The following is a 16,112-nucleotide window of genomic DNA, read 5'->3' on the forward strand; positions in this document are numbered from 1 at the left end:
GAGTAGCGACGATACCCGCCAGCGGCTCGCGGCGGGTATCCGTGCGTCACCTTCAGTGATCGACCTTGACGATATGGTCGGCAACCAGCGAATTGATGATGTCCGTAGGATTCGAACCATACGAAGACAGATCGACCGCGGCGCCGCCGTTTTCCAGCTTGATGGTGACGTCGGCATTGCTGCCGGTGTCATTCAGGACGCCGGCGGTGCTGATCTGCAAGGTGGACGTGGTGGTGTCCACTCGCAGATAGCTGAGGAGGTTGCCGTCGTTTTCGCCCTGGAGTAGATCGCGCAGGTCGATGCGGTCTCCTTCGCTGGCATTGAAGTCGAGGATGCTGTCTTTGCCCAGGTCTCCGGCTTTCCACATGAAGGTGTCAGCTCCGCTTCCGCCGGTGAGCTGGTCGTCGCCCAGCCCGCCGATCAGGATGTCGTCGCCGGCACCGCCGACCAACAGGTCGTTACCGGTGCCACCATCCAGCGTGTCGTTGCCCTGCAATCCGTAGAGCAGGTCATCGCCCGCGCCGCCGCTGAGGTAATCGTCTCCCGCTGCGCCACTGTGCGTGGAGCTGGCCGAGCCGCCGATGACTGTGATTGCCGAGCTGCCCTGGTCATTGATCACGAGTGTCAGGGTCGGTGCGTAATCAGCCCCAAGCTGCGTGCTGGTCGTCATTTGCAAGTGGACGGTCGGAGCCGCGGTGGACGCCGACAGCAGCGATACGTAATCGCTGATGTCGAATACACCGTTGGCGTCCGCTGCGATCTCGACGTAAGTGCCGTTCTCCAGTTTCAAGCCGAGGCTGGCATCGCTCGGCAGGTCACTCAACGTCATCGCGGAGATGGTTTCCGCCACGCCTACTTTGTCCACGACCTGCGCATGAACATCGATCGGATAGTTGTAGCTGGTCAGCGAGTCCGCGTTCGGGCTGACGGCGAAGGAATCGATCTGAAAGCCATCGCTCTTCTTCGCTTCGGAGAACTTATCGCTTGGGTCTTGTGCGATGGATAAGGTGAGCATGTCGGCATTGACTGCGTACGTGAAGTCGCTGTCGTTGCCGCCCTGGTTGAATAGGTCACCGTCGATATAGGCCACAAGTTCAGCACGTGTGTAGGTGCCGCTGTAGCTGTAGTTAATGGACCAGCTTCCGCCGCTCGCGACCTCTCCGTCTGTCTTGCTGACCAGCTCGCCCGCGCTGTTGTACAGCCGGAGCTCGATTGTCACGGTATTGGACGAGGGGGTGACGGCGATTAGGCTGGTGCCGACGAAGCCGGTAAGCGTGCCTGAACTGGGCACATCGGCTAACGCCAAATCGCTCTTGACCAGTACGGTATCGTCCGCCGCGTTCTTCAATGTCAGTCCGGCATTGCGCATGCCGACAGGGAAGCTGAAGGTGATGGAATCGTTTCCTTCGATACGCCAAGAGTCTTTGCTACCGCTTTGTACGCCGAGGTAGCTGCCGCCGGAGTAGTAGAAGTTCTGTCCGGCCGCGGCTTGCATCTGGATGCCATTGGCGAAGGTGTAGCTGCTGGCGCCGTTCAGTCCGGTGAAGCTACTGGAATTATCAAAACTTAGGGTGTTCACGCTGACTTGCCCCACCACAACGGATGCAAGTTCCGCAGGAATGGCGTCGGCCACAGGCGTGACCTGAATGGCGGTCGTATCGGTGTCGCTCAGTGCGCCGCCGCTGCCCATATTGCCGTTGTCGTTGCTGGTCATGGTCAGCGTGACCGTACCGCTGGCGTCGTGCTCAGGGATGAACGTCGGCTGTGTAGCCGGCTCGGCCAGGTAGGCGTTGATGTCTGCCAGGCTGCCGGTCAGCACCAGCGTGCTGCCGCCCGAGCCGCTCACGCTGACACCGGCGCTGGACGCAGCCTCCAGCACCCCCTGTTGGACGGCCAGCGTGACCGTAATCGAGCCACTGGCGGCGTCGACATCGGACACTGCCAGCCCGCTCAGCTTGAGCGATCCGTCTTCGGCCATGGTGTAGCCGCTCGGCAGCTGGTTGACCGGCGCATCGTTGACCGCGCTCACCTGGATCGACACCGTTGCGGGGCTCTGATCCAGGTTGCCTGCTGCGTCACTGGCGCGGTACTGGAAGGCGGTGCTGCCGTTCCAGTTGGCGTCCGGCACGAAGCTGATCGTGGCCTGGTTGTTTTCGGCCGGGATGGTCTGGCCTATGGCAACCGCCTGGCCGTTGTAGCTGAGTGTGCCGTGGGTCGGCAGGCTGGTGACGGTGAAGTTGGCGATGCTGCTGCCAGCATCGGTTGCGCTCAGTGTGACCGTTACAGCGCTGGTGTCCTCGTCAGCACCGACTGTCACGTCTGCCGTTTCCGGTGCAGTGGTATCGCCAATGGTGATGTGCGTGCTCGCCGAGGCGGTACTGCTGCCGTCCTGGGCGACCGCGGTTGCAGTAATTTCCAGGCTGCCCGTCGGGCTGCCGGGCAGGTTCATCGTCAGGCCGCTGAGGGTTACCGCGTGGGTGGTCGCGTCCACCGATACGCTGTAGGTGCCATCACTGGCCAGCGGCACGGACCAAGTGCCGTCGGGGTTGGCCGAGCCCACCGACAGCGTGGCACCGGCAGGCAGCTCCAGGGTGATGCTGCTGATCGACTCGGAGTAATCGATGTCAGTCGGTGCGGCGGTGATGGTAAGCGGATAGCTGGTGCTGCTGGCAAAGGTGATCGAATGGATCAGGAAGTCATCCCCGGCGCCCGGTGCACTGAACTCGATACGGCTGATCGCGCTGCCGTTGGTGCTCGTCAGTGCAATGCCTGGGTCGATTCCGTCGCTGCCGCCGGAGATGGTGCCGCCTCCGATGACGACGTTATTGCTGTCGTAAAGCGTGTAGGCGGCGTTTTCGCTCGAATTCAGCCAAGCCAGCTGAACGGTTGCGCTGGCAACAGGGGCTTCGAATGCCACGATCAGGCGTTCCGCACCGCCGAGCTCATTTGCGCTGCCGTTAGAGCTGTTTCCCTGTACACCGAAGCCGACCGGGCTGCTGTTGTGCGAAATGCTGCCGGTGCTGCCATCACCGTTCAGCGCGGTGACGGTGTAGCCCTGCCCGCTGAGGTTCACGTTGGCGCTGGTGATGCTGGTGGTGGTCGTGCTGGCGGCACCCACGGTAATGCTGACGTCCGGCGTGTCGGCGACTGGCGCGACGTCGAAGGTCAGGGTGTTGGGTACGGCAGAGAACAGACCGCTCTGGTCGCTCACCGAGAAAGTCAATGTTGCGTACTGACTGCCGGCACCGTCCTGTCCGGGCGTGTAGGTCAGCTTGTCTAGGTCGATTGCCGCAATGACCTGTCCAGCGGTGACCGCCGTACCGTTCAGTTGCAGAGCGCCGGCGTCTGGCAGGCTATCGATGCGTATCGCCTGCAGGCTGTCGCCTGCATCCGGGTCGTTGAAGCCGAAGTTCGCTGCGCTGAACTGAACGGTGCCATCCTCGACCAGGCTGACGGTACCGTCGGTCCCGGTCGGCGCATCATTCACCGCGGCGACGTTGACCGTCACGCTGGCTGCTGCGGAACTCTGCACACCGTCGCTGACGGTATAGCTGAAGCTCGCGACGCCATTGAAGTTGGCGTCTGGTGTGAAGGTGACTGAGCCATCCGCATTGAGCACGGCAGTACCGCCGGTGCCGCTGGTAACGCTGGCGATGGTGAGATTGGCGTTATCGACGTCACTGTCGTTGGCCAGCAACTGGCTCGCCGCATAGGTGACCGGCGTGTTTTCAGTCGCGTTGAGACCGTCCGATACAGCGATGGGCGCATCATTGGTACCGGTGATGGTGACGGTGACGTCCTGCTCGGTGCCGTCGATGCTGGTGACGGTGAAGGTTTCCTGCACCTGCTCGCCAACGTTCAGCTCGTTGAAGGCGCTGTTGGCGACGAAGGCCCACTGACCGTTGGCCGCCAAGGTCAGGGTGCCGTTGGTCCCGACGAGACTGGCCGCGGTGAAGCTGTTGTCGGCGTTATCGACATCGGTGCTGGTCAGGGTGCCGTTGAGGGTCAGCGGGGTATCGTTCTCAGCGGCGGACTGAGCGACATCACCGCTGATCACGGCGGCATCGTTGGTGCCGATGATGGTGACGGTGACGTCCTGCTCGGTGCCGTCGATGCTGGTGACAGTGAAGGTTTCCTGCACCTGCTCGCCGACGTTCAGCTCGTTGAAGGCGCTGTTGGCGACAAAGATCCACTGACCGTTGGCCGCCAGGGTCAGGGTGCCGTTGGTCCCGACGAGACTGGCCGCGGTGAAGCTGTTGTCGGCGTTATCGACATCGGTGCTGGTCAGGGTGCCGTTGAGGGTCAGCGGGGTATCGGTCTCGGCGGCGGACTGGGCGACATCACCGCTGATCACGGCGGCATCGTTGGTGCCGGTGATGATGACGGTGACGTCCTGCTCGGTGCCGTCGATGCTGGTGACGGTGAAGGTTTCCTGCACCTGCTCGCCGACGTTCAGCTCGTTGAAGGCGCTGTTGGCGACAAAGATCCACTGACCGTTGGCCGCCAGGGTCAGGGTGCCGTTGGTCCCGACGAGACTGGCCGCGGTGAAGCTGTTGTCGGCGTTATCGACATCGGTGCTGGTCAGGGTGCCGTTGAGGGTCAGCGGGGTATCGGTCTCGGCGGCGGACTGGGCAACATCACCGCTGATCACGGCGGCGTCGTTGGTGCCGGTGATGGTGATGGTCAGCGTGCTATCGGCTACGCCGCCGTGTTCGTCGGTCACCTGGTAGGGGATGACCAGATCCTGGGTCGCGCCCTCCGCCAACGAGTCGTAGGCGCTGTTTGTCGCGTCGAAGGTCCAGCGGCCGTCGCTGGAGAGGCTGAAGCCTGCCGGGGCGGTCCCGCTCACGCTGAAGGTCAAGGTCGCGCCCTGATCGACATCACTGGCGACCAGTTGGCCGGTGACGGTACCCACTTGCAGCAGGCCAGCCAGGTCAGCGTTGCTGGCGCCATTGGTGGTCAGGGTCCAGCCATTGGCCGTTGAGGTCACCGCACCTGCGCTGAGGCTCAATGCCGCATTGGCTGACATGTTGCTCAGCGACAGGGTGGAGCCGATGCCGCTGTCGCCCGCATCGGCGACACCAAGAACCAGCGTATAGGTGCCGGGCGCAGCGAACTGGTAACTGAACGTCTGGGTGCCCGAGTTACCGTAATCGCCGACGCTGGCGACGTTGCTCAGTACTTGAACAGGCTGGCCGTTGACCTGCACGAAAGCGAAGTCGTTGAAGGGCATGTAGTCCGAGGTCGCGAACTGCCAGTCGAAGCTGACGGCTTCCCCCGCGCTGGTGGTGGTGACGGTCAGCACGATCGCCGAACCATCTGTAGCCGCGCTTACCGCGCCAACGGATGTGGTCGCTCCCTCGATGGCACTGGCGCTGGCCGCCTGGGCTACCGGCAAGTCGTTGGTACCGGTGATGACCAGCGTGAGGTTGTCGCTGCTGCTGATGCCGCTTGCGTCGGTAACGGTAAAGGGTACCTGCAGGGTCAGCGTCTGGTCTTTGGCCAGGTACTGGTAGGCCGCATCGCTGGTGTCCAGCGTCCAACTGCCGTCGTTGGCCAGGGTAAAGCCCGCCGGAGCGGTTCCGTCGAGGCCGAAGGTCAGGCTGTCGCCGGCATCCACGTCGCTTGCAACCAGCTGGCCTTCAACCACGCCGCTGTCCTCGATGCCTTGCCCCAGCGAGGCGCCGGCGACAGGCGCGTCATTGACGGCTGACACCTCGACCGTCACGGTGGCCGGCGCGGAAATCTGGGTGCCATCGCTGACGGTATAGCTGAAATCAGCGGTGCCATTGAAGTTGGCATTCGGCGTGAAAGTCACGGAGCCGTCGGCGTTGAGCACGGCGGTGCCGCCTGCGCCGCTGGTGACGCTCGCGATGGTCAAGCCATTGCCGTCCAGATCGCTGTCGTTGCCCAGCAGCTGCTCCGCCAGGAACGTAACAGGTGTGTCTTCAACGGCCTGCAGCGAGTCGTTAACGGCCTGCGGCGCGTTGTCATTGCGGTTGGCTTCGGACAGCGTGACGTTGGCGGCGGAGACATTGCCCGCGGCGTCTATGGCTTCGATGGTGTAGCCGTGGCTATTGGGTGCCTGTTCGAAGTCATTGACGCCGGCCGCGGCGCCTGCCGGGGTAAGCGTGATGCGGCCTTGGGCGTCGATGTGGAAATAGCCGTCAGCGCTCATTTCGTTGCCGCTATCGGCGAAGCGGAAGGCAACCACGCCCACGGCGTCCTGCGCGCTGACGCTGCCGATCAGAGCATTAGCGGGCTGGTTCTCGTCATAGGTGAATTGCTGGCCGGCCGGAACCGCTGGTGCCTGCGTGTCGAGCACGAAGCTGACGGTAGTCGCGCCGGAGGTATTACCGGCCACATCGGTCTGACGCACGGAAACGGTGTTGCTGCCCTCGACCGGGGTGAAGGTCGAGGTCCAGGTCTGGCCGCCGTCGATGCTGTACTCGACGGTCGCACCGGCTTCGGTGCCGCCGATGGTCAGGGCGTCGGAGTTGGTGATGCTGTCCGAGCCGCTTGCACCCGTGTCGCTAGTCAGCGAAACGCTAGGTGCGGCGACCTGAGTGTCGAGCACGAAGCTGACGGTAGTCGCACCAGAGGTGTTGCCGGCCACGTCGGTCTGGCGGACGGATACGGTGTTGCTGCCTTCGATCGGGGTGAAGGTCGAGGTCCAGGTGTTGCCGCCGTCTGTGCTGTATTCGATGGTCGCACCGGCTTCGGTGCCGCCAACGGTTAGGGCACCGGAGTTGGTGATGCTGTCCGAGCCGCTGGCACCCGTGTCGTTAGTCAGCGAAACGGCCGGCGCGGCGACCTGGGTATCCAGCACGAAGCTGACGGTGGTCGCACCAGAGGTGTTGCCGGCCACGTCGGTCTGGCGGACGGATACGGTGTTGCTGCCTTCGACCGGGGTGAAGGTCGAGGTCCAGGTCTGGCCGCCATCGGTGCTGTACTCAACGGTCGCACCGGCCTCGGTGCCGCCGATGGTCAGGGCGCCCGAGTTGGTGATGCTGTCCGAGCCGCTTGCACCCGTGTCGTTAGTCAGCGAAACGGTCGGTGCAGCGACCTGAGTATCCAGAACGAAGCTGACGGTGGACGCAGCGGAAGTATTGCCGGCCACATCGGTCTGGCGCACGGAGACGGTGTTGTTGCCTTCGACCGGGGTGAAGGTCGAGGTCCAGGTCTGGCCGCCGTCGATGCTGTACTCGACGGTCGCACCGGCTTCGGTGCCGCCGATGGTCAGAGCGCCCGAGTTGGTAATGAGATCCGAGCTGCTTACTCCCGTGTCGCTAGTCAACGACAAGGTTGGTGCAGCGACCTGAGTATCGAGAACGAAGCTGACGGTGGACGCAGCGGAAGTGTTGCTGGCCACGTCGGTCTGGCGGACGGATACGGTGTTACTGCCTTCGACCGGAGTGAAGGACGAAGTCCAGGTCTGGCCGCCGTCGGTGCTGTACTCGACGGTTGCACCGGTTTCGGTACCGCCAACGGTCAGGGCACCGGAGTTAGTGATGCTGTCCGAGCCGCTTGTGCCGGTATCGGCCTGCAGCGAAACGGTCGGCGCAGCGACCTGAGTGTCGAGCACGAAGCTGACGGTGGTGGCGCCGGAGATGTTGCCGGCCACATCGGTCTGGCGGACGGAGACGGTGTTGTTGCCTTCGACGGCCGAGAAGCTGTCGGTCCAGGTTTGGCCGCCATCGGTGCTGTACTCGATGGTTGCACCGGCTTCGGTGCCGCCAACGGTCAGGGCACCGGAGTTGGTGATGCTGTCCGAGCCGCTTGTGCCGGTATCGGCCTGCAGCGAAACGGTCGGTGCAGCGACCTGAGTATCCAGAACGAAGCTGACGGTGGTGGCGCCCGACGTGTTGCCGGCCACATCGGTCTGGCGGACGGAGACGGTGTTGTTGCCTTCGACGGCCGAGAAGCTGTCGGTCCAGGTTTGGCCGCCATCGGTGCTGTACTCGACGGTCGCACCGGCCTCGGTGCCGCCAATGGTCAGGGCGCCGGAGTTAGTGATGCTGTCCGAGCCGCTTGTGCCGGTATCGGCCTGCAGCGAAACGGTCGGTGCAGCGACCTGAGTATCCAGAACGAAGCTGACGGTGGTGGCGCCCGACGTGTTGCCGGCCACATCGGTCTGGCGGACGGAGACGGTGTTGTTGCCTTCGACGGCCGAGAAGCTGTCGGTCCAGGTTTGGCCGCCATCGGTGCTGTACTCGACGGTCGCACCGGCCTCGGTGCCGCCAATGGTCAGGGCGCCGGAGTTAGTGATGCTGTCCGAGCCGCTGGCACCCGTGTCGTTAGTCAGCGAAACGCTCGGTGCGGCGACCTGGGTGTCGAGCACGAAGCTGACGGTGGTGGCGCCCGATGTATTACCGGCCACATCGGTCTGGCGGACGGATACGGTGTTGCTGCCATCGATCGGGGTGAAGGTCGAGGTCCAGGTGTTGCCGCCGTCTGTGCTGTATTCGATGGTCGCACCGGCTTCGGTGCCGCCAACGGTCAGGGCACCGGAGTTGGTGATGCTGTCCGAGCCGCTGGCACCCGTGTCGTTAGTCAGCGAAACGGCCGGCGCGGCGACCTGGGTATCCAGCACGAAGCTGACGGTGGTCGCAGCGGAAGTGTTGCCGGCCACATCGGTCTGACGCACGGAGACGGTGTTGCTGCCTTCGGCGGCCGAGAAGCTGTCGGTCCAGGTGTTACCGCCATCGGTGCTGTACTCGACGGTCGCACCAGCTTCGGTGCCGCCGATGGCCAGGGCGCCGGAGTTAGTGATGCTGTCCGAGCCGCTTGTGCCCGTGTCGTTAGTCAGCGAAACGGTCGGCGCAGCGACCTGAGTGTCGAGCACGAAGCTGACGGTGGTGGCGCTGGAGATGTTGCCGGCCACGTCGGTCTGGCGGACGGAGACGGTGTTGTTGCCTTCGACGGCCGAGAAGCTGTCGGTCCAGGTTTGGCCGCCATCGGCGCTGTACTCGATGGTGGCGCCGGTTTCGGTACCGCCGACGGTCAGGGCACCGGAGTTGGTGATGCTGTCCGAGCCGCTTGTGCCGGTATCGGCCTGCAGCGAAACGGTCGGCGCAGCGACCTGAGTGTCGAGCACGAAGCTGACAGTGGTGGCGCCCGAAGTATTACCGGCCACATCGGTCTGGCGTACGGATACGGTGTTGCTGCCTTCGACCGGAGTGAAGGACGAGGACCAGGTCTGGCCGCCGTCGGTGCTGTACTCGACGGTCGCACCGGCCTCGGTGCCGCCAATGGTCAGGGCGCCGGAGTTAGTGATGCTGTCCGAGCCGCTGGCACCTGTATCGCTAGTGAGCGAAACGCTCGGTGCGGCGACCTGGGTGTCGAGCACGAAGCTGACCGTGGTGGCGCCGGAAGTGTTGCCAGCGACGTCGGTCTGGCGCACGGAAACGGTGTTGCTGCCTTCGACCGGGGTGAAGGTCGAGGTCCAGGTCTTGCCGCCGTCGATGCTGTACTCGACGGTCGCACCGGCTTCGGTGCCGCTGATGTTCAGAGCGCCGTTGTTGGTGATGCGGTCGTTCGGGTCAGCGCTGTCGAGCTGCAGGGAAACGTTTGGAGCGGCCGGTGCGGTGGTGTCGACGAAAGAACTGGTCGGCGCGGCGCTGTCTTCCTCGGTAGCGAGTGCTACAGAGGCAAGGCCATCGGTGCTGAAGCCGGTGGTGGCTTGCACCTGTTCACCTGTCTCGTCCAGCACGATAGCTGTATGGCCGCCACCGGAGCCGCCGGCCCCGCCGCCCGCGCCAGGACCGGCAGCGGTCGCTTCCAGATCAGTGGTGGGGTCGAAGCCGTCGGCGATTGCTTGCTCAAGCTCCGAGATCGACTCGGAATAGCCCGTGTCAGCCAGCTCGCCAGCTTGCCAGGATGCCGATTCGCCCAGGCTGATCATCTCGCCATTCGGTAGCTCCAGCGTTACGGCGCTGCCTGCCTCGGTCAGCACCTGCTCACCGCTGAATAGCCGGTCACCTTCAAACAAAGCGCGGCGAACGCCGTCCGCCGATATCGCAAACGCTTGGCCGATAACGCTTTTCACGACGACGTAGTTAGAGCTCATGCTCTTTGCTCCGAATGGTAGATGTAGACCGGCTTGGGGGCTGATAGAGTGCCGCCGAGCGGTGGATGATATACGTTATATTTTTGACGCTAGAAAAATTCGACGAGCGGAAGGTCAATCTATTGACCCTTGATAGCGTGATGTTAAACAATGCACACGCTGATGTCACTGTGATATCAGGCGCGTCTTTTCATTAAGCCGAAAACGCTCTGGCAGTAGTGGTATTTCGCACCCGTATGGGTTCGTTTTGCACTCTGTTGTCGCGTCGGCCTGGCCACTCGCCCAATCTTTCGGAACTCGTCTTCATGAAGCCTTTCGCCCTGGTGCTTCCCCTGTTTTTCGCCGTCTCGGCCGCCGCTCATGCCCAGTCTTTGCAGGAGGCAATGCGCAGCGCGCTCGATACCCACCCGGAAATCAGCGCCGGCGTTCACGCTCGTATGGCGGCCGAGGAGCAGCTGCGTTCCGCCAAGGGTGGCTATTTGCCTCGAGTGGATCTGGTGGCGGGTTATGGGCGAGAGGGCACTGACAGTGTCAGTACCCGTCAGGGTGATGAGCACGGTTATCGTACGCTGAGCCGCGGTGAGGCAAGCCTGACGGCCCAGCAGATGCTATTCGACGGTTTCGCCACCTCCAGCGAAGTGAAGCGCCAGCGCGCTACGGTCAATGCACGGGCCTATGAGTTACTGGGCAGTGCGGAGCGCACCGCATTGGAAGTGGCGCAGGTGTACCTGGACGTTCTGCGCCGTGAGGCGCTAGTGCGTCTGGCCGAGGAAAATCTGCGCAGCCACGAGCGAATCTTCGATCAGATCAGTCTTCGCAGCCGCCAGGGCGTCGGGCGGATGGCTGACCTCGACCAGGCCGAGGCTCGCTTGGCTCAGGCGCGCAACAACCTGATTACAGAACAGACCAACCTTGCCGATAGCCAGGTCAACTACCTCGCGCTGGTGGGGCAGATGCCGACCGACTTGAGCCGGCCGACGCTGGCTGCGGTGGATCTGGCGCAGAGCCTTGAGCAGGCCCGTGAAAAGATGCTGATGGAAAACCCGCAGCTGCGTTCGGCACAGGCGGACGTGAACGCCGCCGAGGCGCAGGTGCAGGCAGCCAAGTCCGAGTTCTACCCGCGCTTTGCGCTGGAGCTCGCGAGTGGCGCCAATAACGACATCGACGGCGTGAACGGGCACGAGAACGAATGGCAGGCCATGGTGCGCATGCGCTACAACCTGTTCGCGGGCGGCAGCAACAGTGCTGATCTACGCGCTCGCGCCAACCAGGTCGGGCAGGCCATGGATATTCGCAACAACGCGCTGCGTCTGCTCAGCGAGGAGATGGGGCTGGCCTGGAACGCGCTGAACAACGCACGCCAGCAGCTTCCGATTGCTCAGGAATACGTCGATCGCAGCAGCCGTGTGCGCGATTCCTACCAGCAGCAGTTCACCCTCGGTGAACGTACGTTGCTGGATTTGCTCGACAGCGAGAACGAGCTGTTCACCGCTGCGCGCCGTCTCGAAGACGTGCGCTTTAGTGAGGCTTTGAGCCATTACCGCATCCAGGCGGTCAGCGGCTCTCTGTTGCGCAACCAGGGGGTCGTGGCGCCCCTGGCCGCCGTGCCGATGGATGACGTGCGCGCTCAGGTCCAGTTGCCCGCGATGAATTAAGAGGGCGGCCCGTCGGGTCCCATGATGCACTCTCAGGATGCTGTAACGCCCGAGCCGGCCTTGCGCTTCGACCCGCGCTCGAGTCATGACGATCCGCTGCTGGATGGCCTGCTGTCGCTCTGCGCCTTCCACCAGAAGCCAGCCAGCCGGGCGACGCTGAGCGCCGGTTTGCCACTCGCCGATCATCGACTGACCCCCGAGCTGTTGCCGCGTGCGGCAGCCCGGGCGGGTCTGCGCGGTCGTTGGCTGCGGCGTGAGCTGAGTCAGATATCCGCTCTCGCGCTGCCCGCACTGTTGCTGTTGCATGACGGGCGGTGCGCATTGCTGCTGGGCTGGCAGCCCGACGGGCGGGCGCGGGTGATGCCCAGCGAGTCCGAGGGTGGGGAGCTGGATGTCGCGCGTGAAATCCTCGAGGAGGACTACACCGGGCAGGCCTTCTTCGCTCAGCCGCAACACCGCTTCGATCTGGATCGCGGTGAACTCATTCCGCGAACGACTCACTGGTTTCGCGACACGCTGAAGCGTTCGCGCTGGCTGTATATCGACGCAGTTGCCGCCAGTTTCGTGATCAGTCTCATTGGTCTGGTTACGCCGCTGTTCGTCATGAACGTCTACGACCGTGTGGTACCGAACCAGGCAGAGGCGACGCTCTGGGTGCTGGCCATCGGCATCAGCGGTGCGTTCGTGTTCGATCTGCTGCTCAAGACGTTGCGCGGGCTGTGTCTGGATCTGGCCGGCAAGAAAACCGATCTGATCATTTCCGCCACGCTGTTCGAGCGGGTGGCAGGCATGCTGATGCGCCACCGCCCGGCGCGCGTCGGGACCTTCGCCCAGCACATCCACGAATTCCAGTCACTGCGCGAGTTTCTCGCTTCGCTGACGCTGGCGAGTCTGATCGATCTGCCATTCACCTTGCTGATCATTGCCGTGATTGCGCTGATCGGCGGGCATCTGGCGTGGGTGCCGCTATTGGCTTTCCCGCTGGTTGCAGCACTCAGCTTCGCGCTGCAACGGCCCCTGGCCGACACTCTGGAGCGCACCATGGCGCTTTCGGCAGAGCGCCAGTCGAGCCTGATCGAAACGTTGGCAGGCCTCGATGCGGTGAAGGTCAACAACGCAGAAAGCGAGCGCCAGCATCTTTGGGAGCAGACCATTGGCAGTCTGAGCCGGCTTGAGTTGCGTGCGCGCATGCTGTCGAGCCTGGCGCTCAATTCGACGATGGCGCTGCAGCAGTTCGCTGGTGTGGTGATGATCGTGCTTGGCGTGTATCAGATCATCGACGGCCAGCTGAGCATGGGGGGGCTGATTGCCTGCTACATGCTCAGCGGTCGCGCCCTGGCACCGCTCGGTCAGGTGGCGGGTCTGCTTACCCGCTATCAGCAGGCCAAGGTCACGGTGCGCTCGGTGAACGACATGATGGCGTTGCCACAGGAGCGGCAGAGTGGCGAGCGGCCGTTGAAGCGGGAAAACCTGCAGGGTGCGATCGAGTTCCGCGGCGTGGATTTCAACTACCCGGAACAAAAGGACGCCGCCCTGCGGCAGATCAGTCTGGTCATTCGTCCAGGGGAGAAGGTGGGCATCATTGGGCGCAGTGGCTCCGGCAAGAGCTCGCTGGCCAAGCTGATCGTCGGCCTGCATCAGCCCGATGCCGGCAGCCTGCTGGTCGACGGCATCGACCTGCGGCAGCTGGATGTGAGCGACGTGCGCAACAATATCGGCTATGTGGCGCAGGATATCCAGCTGTTTTCCGGCACGCTGCGCGACAACCTGCTGATGGGCGCGCGCTATGTCGAAGACGACCGGGTGCTGAAAGTGGCCGAATTGGCAGGCGTGCATGAATTTGCCCGCCTGCATTCCAAAGGCTACGAGCTGCAGGTGGGCGAGCGCGGCCAGAACCTTTCCGGCGGCCAGCGCCAGTGCGTGGCGCTGGCGCGCGCCTTGTTGCTCGATCCGCCGATCCTGCTGCTCGACGAGCCGACCAGTTCGTTGGACAACACCAGCGAGGAACGCTTGAAACAGCAGCTGGCGGGGGTTGTTGCCGACAAGACCTTGCTGTTGGTAACCCACCGCACCTCGATGTTGAGCCTGGTCGATCGGCTGGTGATCGTCGACCGCGGCCAGATCGTCGCCGATGGACCCAAGGCGGCGATCCTCGAGGCGTTGAAGAAGGGGCAGATCCGTGTCAGCTAAGAATTCGATCCGCCCGAGCCAGGCGCGCGGTGGCTTCGGCTCGGTGTTCGGCTCGCGTGGCGAGCCGCTGCCGGAGGTGCGCAAGGCGCTCATCGAGGATGCACCGCGACTGGTGCGCCTGACGATATGGGGACTGGTCGCGTTCGTGCTGTTCCTGGTGCTCTGGGCGCATTTCGCCATCGTCGATGAAGTCACCCGGGGTGAAGGCAAGGCCATTCCCTCGTCACGCCTGCAGAAGATCCAGAACCTGGAGGGCGGCATCGTCGCCGAGCTGTTCGTTCGCGAGGGACAGATCGTCGAGGCCGGCGATCCGCTGCTGCGTCTGGACGACACGCGTTTCGCCTCCAACGTGGGTGAAACCGAAGCTGACCGCCTGGCGCTGGCAGCGCGAGTGGAGCGCCTGTCGGCCGAGGTTGAGGGGCGCGACCTGGCGATGCCCGAGAATGTGCTGCGTGATGCCCCCAACCTCGCCGACAGCGAGCGCGCCTTGTTCGAGAGTCGCCGCGACCAGCTGCGCGCTGAAATCGGCGGGTTGGAAGAGCAGCTCGCCCAGCGTCGTCAGGAAGTGCGCGAGATGAGCTCCAAGCAGGAGCAGTTCCGCAGCAGCCTGGCCCTGTTGCGCAAGGAAATCGCGATGTCCGAGCCGCTCGTCTCAAGCGGCGCCATCTCACCGGTGGAAGTGCTTCGGCTCAAGCGGGCTGAGGTGGAAAGTCGCGGGCAACTCGATGCCACCACCCTGGCGTTGCCTCGCGCCCATGCGGCGATCAAGGAGATCGAAAGCAAGATCGGTGAGACGCGCGGGCGTTTCCGCAGCGAGGCCCTGACTCAGCTCAATGAGGCGCGCACCGAGCTGTCGAAGCTGAAGTCCACCGGCAAGGCACTGGAAGACCGGGTGCGCCGTACGCTCGTCACCTCCCCGGTTCGCGGCGTTGTCCAGCAGATGCTCGTCAGCACCATTGGCGGCGTCATCCAGCCAGGCAGCGACATCGTCGAAATCGTCCCGCTCGACGATACATTGCTGGTCGAGGCCAAGGTTCGCCCGCAGGACATCGCTTTCCTGCATCCGGGGCAGGAGGCGATGGTCAAGTTCAGCGCCTACGACTTCACCGTCTATGGCGGCTTGAAGGCGGAGCTGGAACACATCAGCGCCGACAGCATCACCGACGAGGATGGCAACAGCTTCTTCCTTATCCATCTGCGCACCGACAAGAGTCACCTGGGCAGCGATGAGAAACCCTTGCTGATCATCCCCGGCATGATGGCTTCGGTAGACATCATCACCGGCCACAAGAGCGTGCTGAGCTATCTGCTCAAGCCGATCATCCGCGCCAAGGCCGAGGCACTTCGCGAGCGCTAGGTGGTGGCGAAGGAAAAATCTGCTAACAATGGCTGTCAGTAGGGCCGATCCACACTGCGCAATAATGCGCCGTCGACCATCTGGGAGTTTCCATGAGCAGCACTGCGCCAGCCAGCGAAGGCGAAAAAATCCTCATCGTCGATGACGATGCCCGTCTGCGACGTCTGCTCGAGCGTTTTCTCGACGAGCAGGGCTACCGCGTCCGTACCGTGGAAAACACCGAGCAGATGGACCGTTTGCTCAGCCGCGAGCTGTTCCAGCTGGTGGTGCTCGATCTGATGATGCCGGGCGAGGACGGGCTTTCCGCGTGCCGCCGGCTGCGCGAGGGCAACAACCAGATTCCGATCATCATGCTCACCGCCAAGGGCGACGAGGCCAGCCGCATCCAGGGCCTGGAGCAGGGCGCCGACGACTACCTGGCCAAGCCGTTCAACCCTCGCGAGCTGCTCGCGCGCATCCGTGCGGTGCTGCGCCGGCAGGCGCCACAGGTGCCGGGCGCTCCGGCCAGTGAGGACGAGACCGTCACCTTCGGCGAGTACGAGCTGTCGCTGGCCACGCGTGAGCTGAAGAAAGGCAACGAAGTGCACATGCTCACCACCGGTGAGTTCGCCGTGCTCAAGGCGCTGGTGCAGCACGCCCGCGAGCCGCTGACCCGGGACAAGCTGATGAACCTCGCCCGCGGCCGCGAGTGGGATGCGCTGGAGCGCTCCATCGACGTGCAGATTTCCCGCCTGCGCCGGCTGATCGAGCCGGACCCGTCCAAGCCGCGCTACATCCAGACCGTCTGGGGTGTGGGTTACGTATTCGTGCCGGACGGCAACAAGTGAGTCGATCACGGCGT

At 63.5% G+C, this 16,112-nt stretch carries 5 protein-coding genes; 4 read left to right on the plus strand and 1 reads right to left on the minus strand.

Annotated elements, in window-relative coordinates:
• Positions 1–52: 52 nt before the first annotated feature.
• Positions 53–10,069 carry a retention module-containing protein gene (locus OUY36_RS01805; protein WP_267936479.1) on the minus strand — a complete coding sequence of 3,339 codons (10,017 nt, stop codon included), beginning with the start codon at positions 10,067–10,069 and terminating at the stop codon, positions 53–55.
• A gap of 305 nt (positions 10,070–10,374) precedes the next feature.
• Here OUY36_RS01805 and OUY36_RS01810 point away from each other — a divergent pair, with 305 nt between their 5' ends.
• The 4 genes from OUY36_RS01810 (at position 10,375) to ompR (ending at position 16,098) form a co-directional block, all read left to right on the plus strand.
• Complete coding sequence (locus OUY36_RS01810; protein WP_110778381.1) at positions 10,375–11,724, plus strand: TolC family outer membrane protein; 1,350 nt, start codon at positions 10,375–10,377, stop codon at positions 11,722–11,724.
• Between the two features lie 21 nt (positions 11,725–11,745).
• Positions 11,746–13,914, plus strand: coding sequence for a type I secretion system permease/ATPase (locus OUY36_RS01815; RefSeq protein WP_267936481.1), 2,169 nt, complete (start codon positions 11,746–11,748; stop codon positions 13,912–13,914).
• Between the two features lie 7 nt (positions 13,915–13,921).
• Complete coding sequence (locus OUY36_RS01820; protein WP_267938255.1) at positions 13,922–15,271, plus strand: HlyD family type I secretion periplasmic adaptor subunit; 1,350 nt, start codon at positions 13,922–13,924, stop codon at positions 15,269–15,271.
• Positions 15,272–15,363: 92 nt separating this feature from the next.
• Positions 15,364–16,098, plus strand: coding sequence for an osmolarity response regulator transcription factor OmpR (gene ompR, locus OUY36_RS01825; protein WP_014821967.1), 735 nt, complete (start codon positions 15,364–15,366; stop codon positions 16,096–16,098).
• Positions 16,099–16,112 lie beyond the last annotated feature (14 nt).

The sequence above is a fragment of the Stutzerimonas sp. R40042 genome (assembly GCF_026642215.1).
Taxonomy (GTDB): Bacteria; Pseudomonadota; Gammaproteobacteria; order Pseudomonadales; family Pseudomonadaceae; genus Stutzerimonas; species Stutzerimonas frequens.

Excerpts from the sequence above, each read along its gene's own strand:
- OUY36_RS01805 (WP_267936479.1), bottom strand. The coding sequence starts at position 10,069 with ATGAGCTCTAACTACGTCGTCGTGAAAAGCGTTATCGGCCAAGCGTTT.
- OUY36_RS01815 (WP_267936481.1), top strand. The coding sequence starts at position 11,746 with ATGATGCACTCTCAGGATGCTGTAACGCCCGAGCCGGCCTTGCGCTTC.
- ompR (WP_014821967.1), top strand. The coding sequence starts at position 15,364 with ATGAGCAGCACTGCGCCAGCCAGCGAAGGCGAAAAAATCCTCATCGTC.
- OUY36_RS01810 (WP_110778381.1), top strand. The coding sequence starts at position 10,375 with ATGAAGCCTTTCGCCCTGGTGCTTCCCCTGTTTTTCGCCGTCTCGGCC.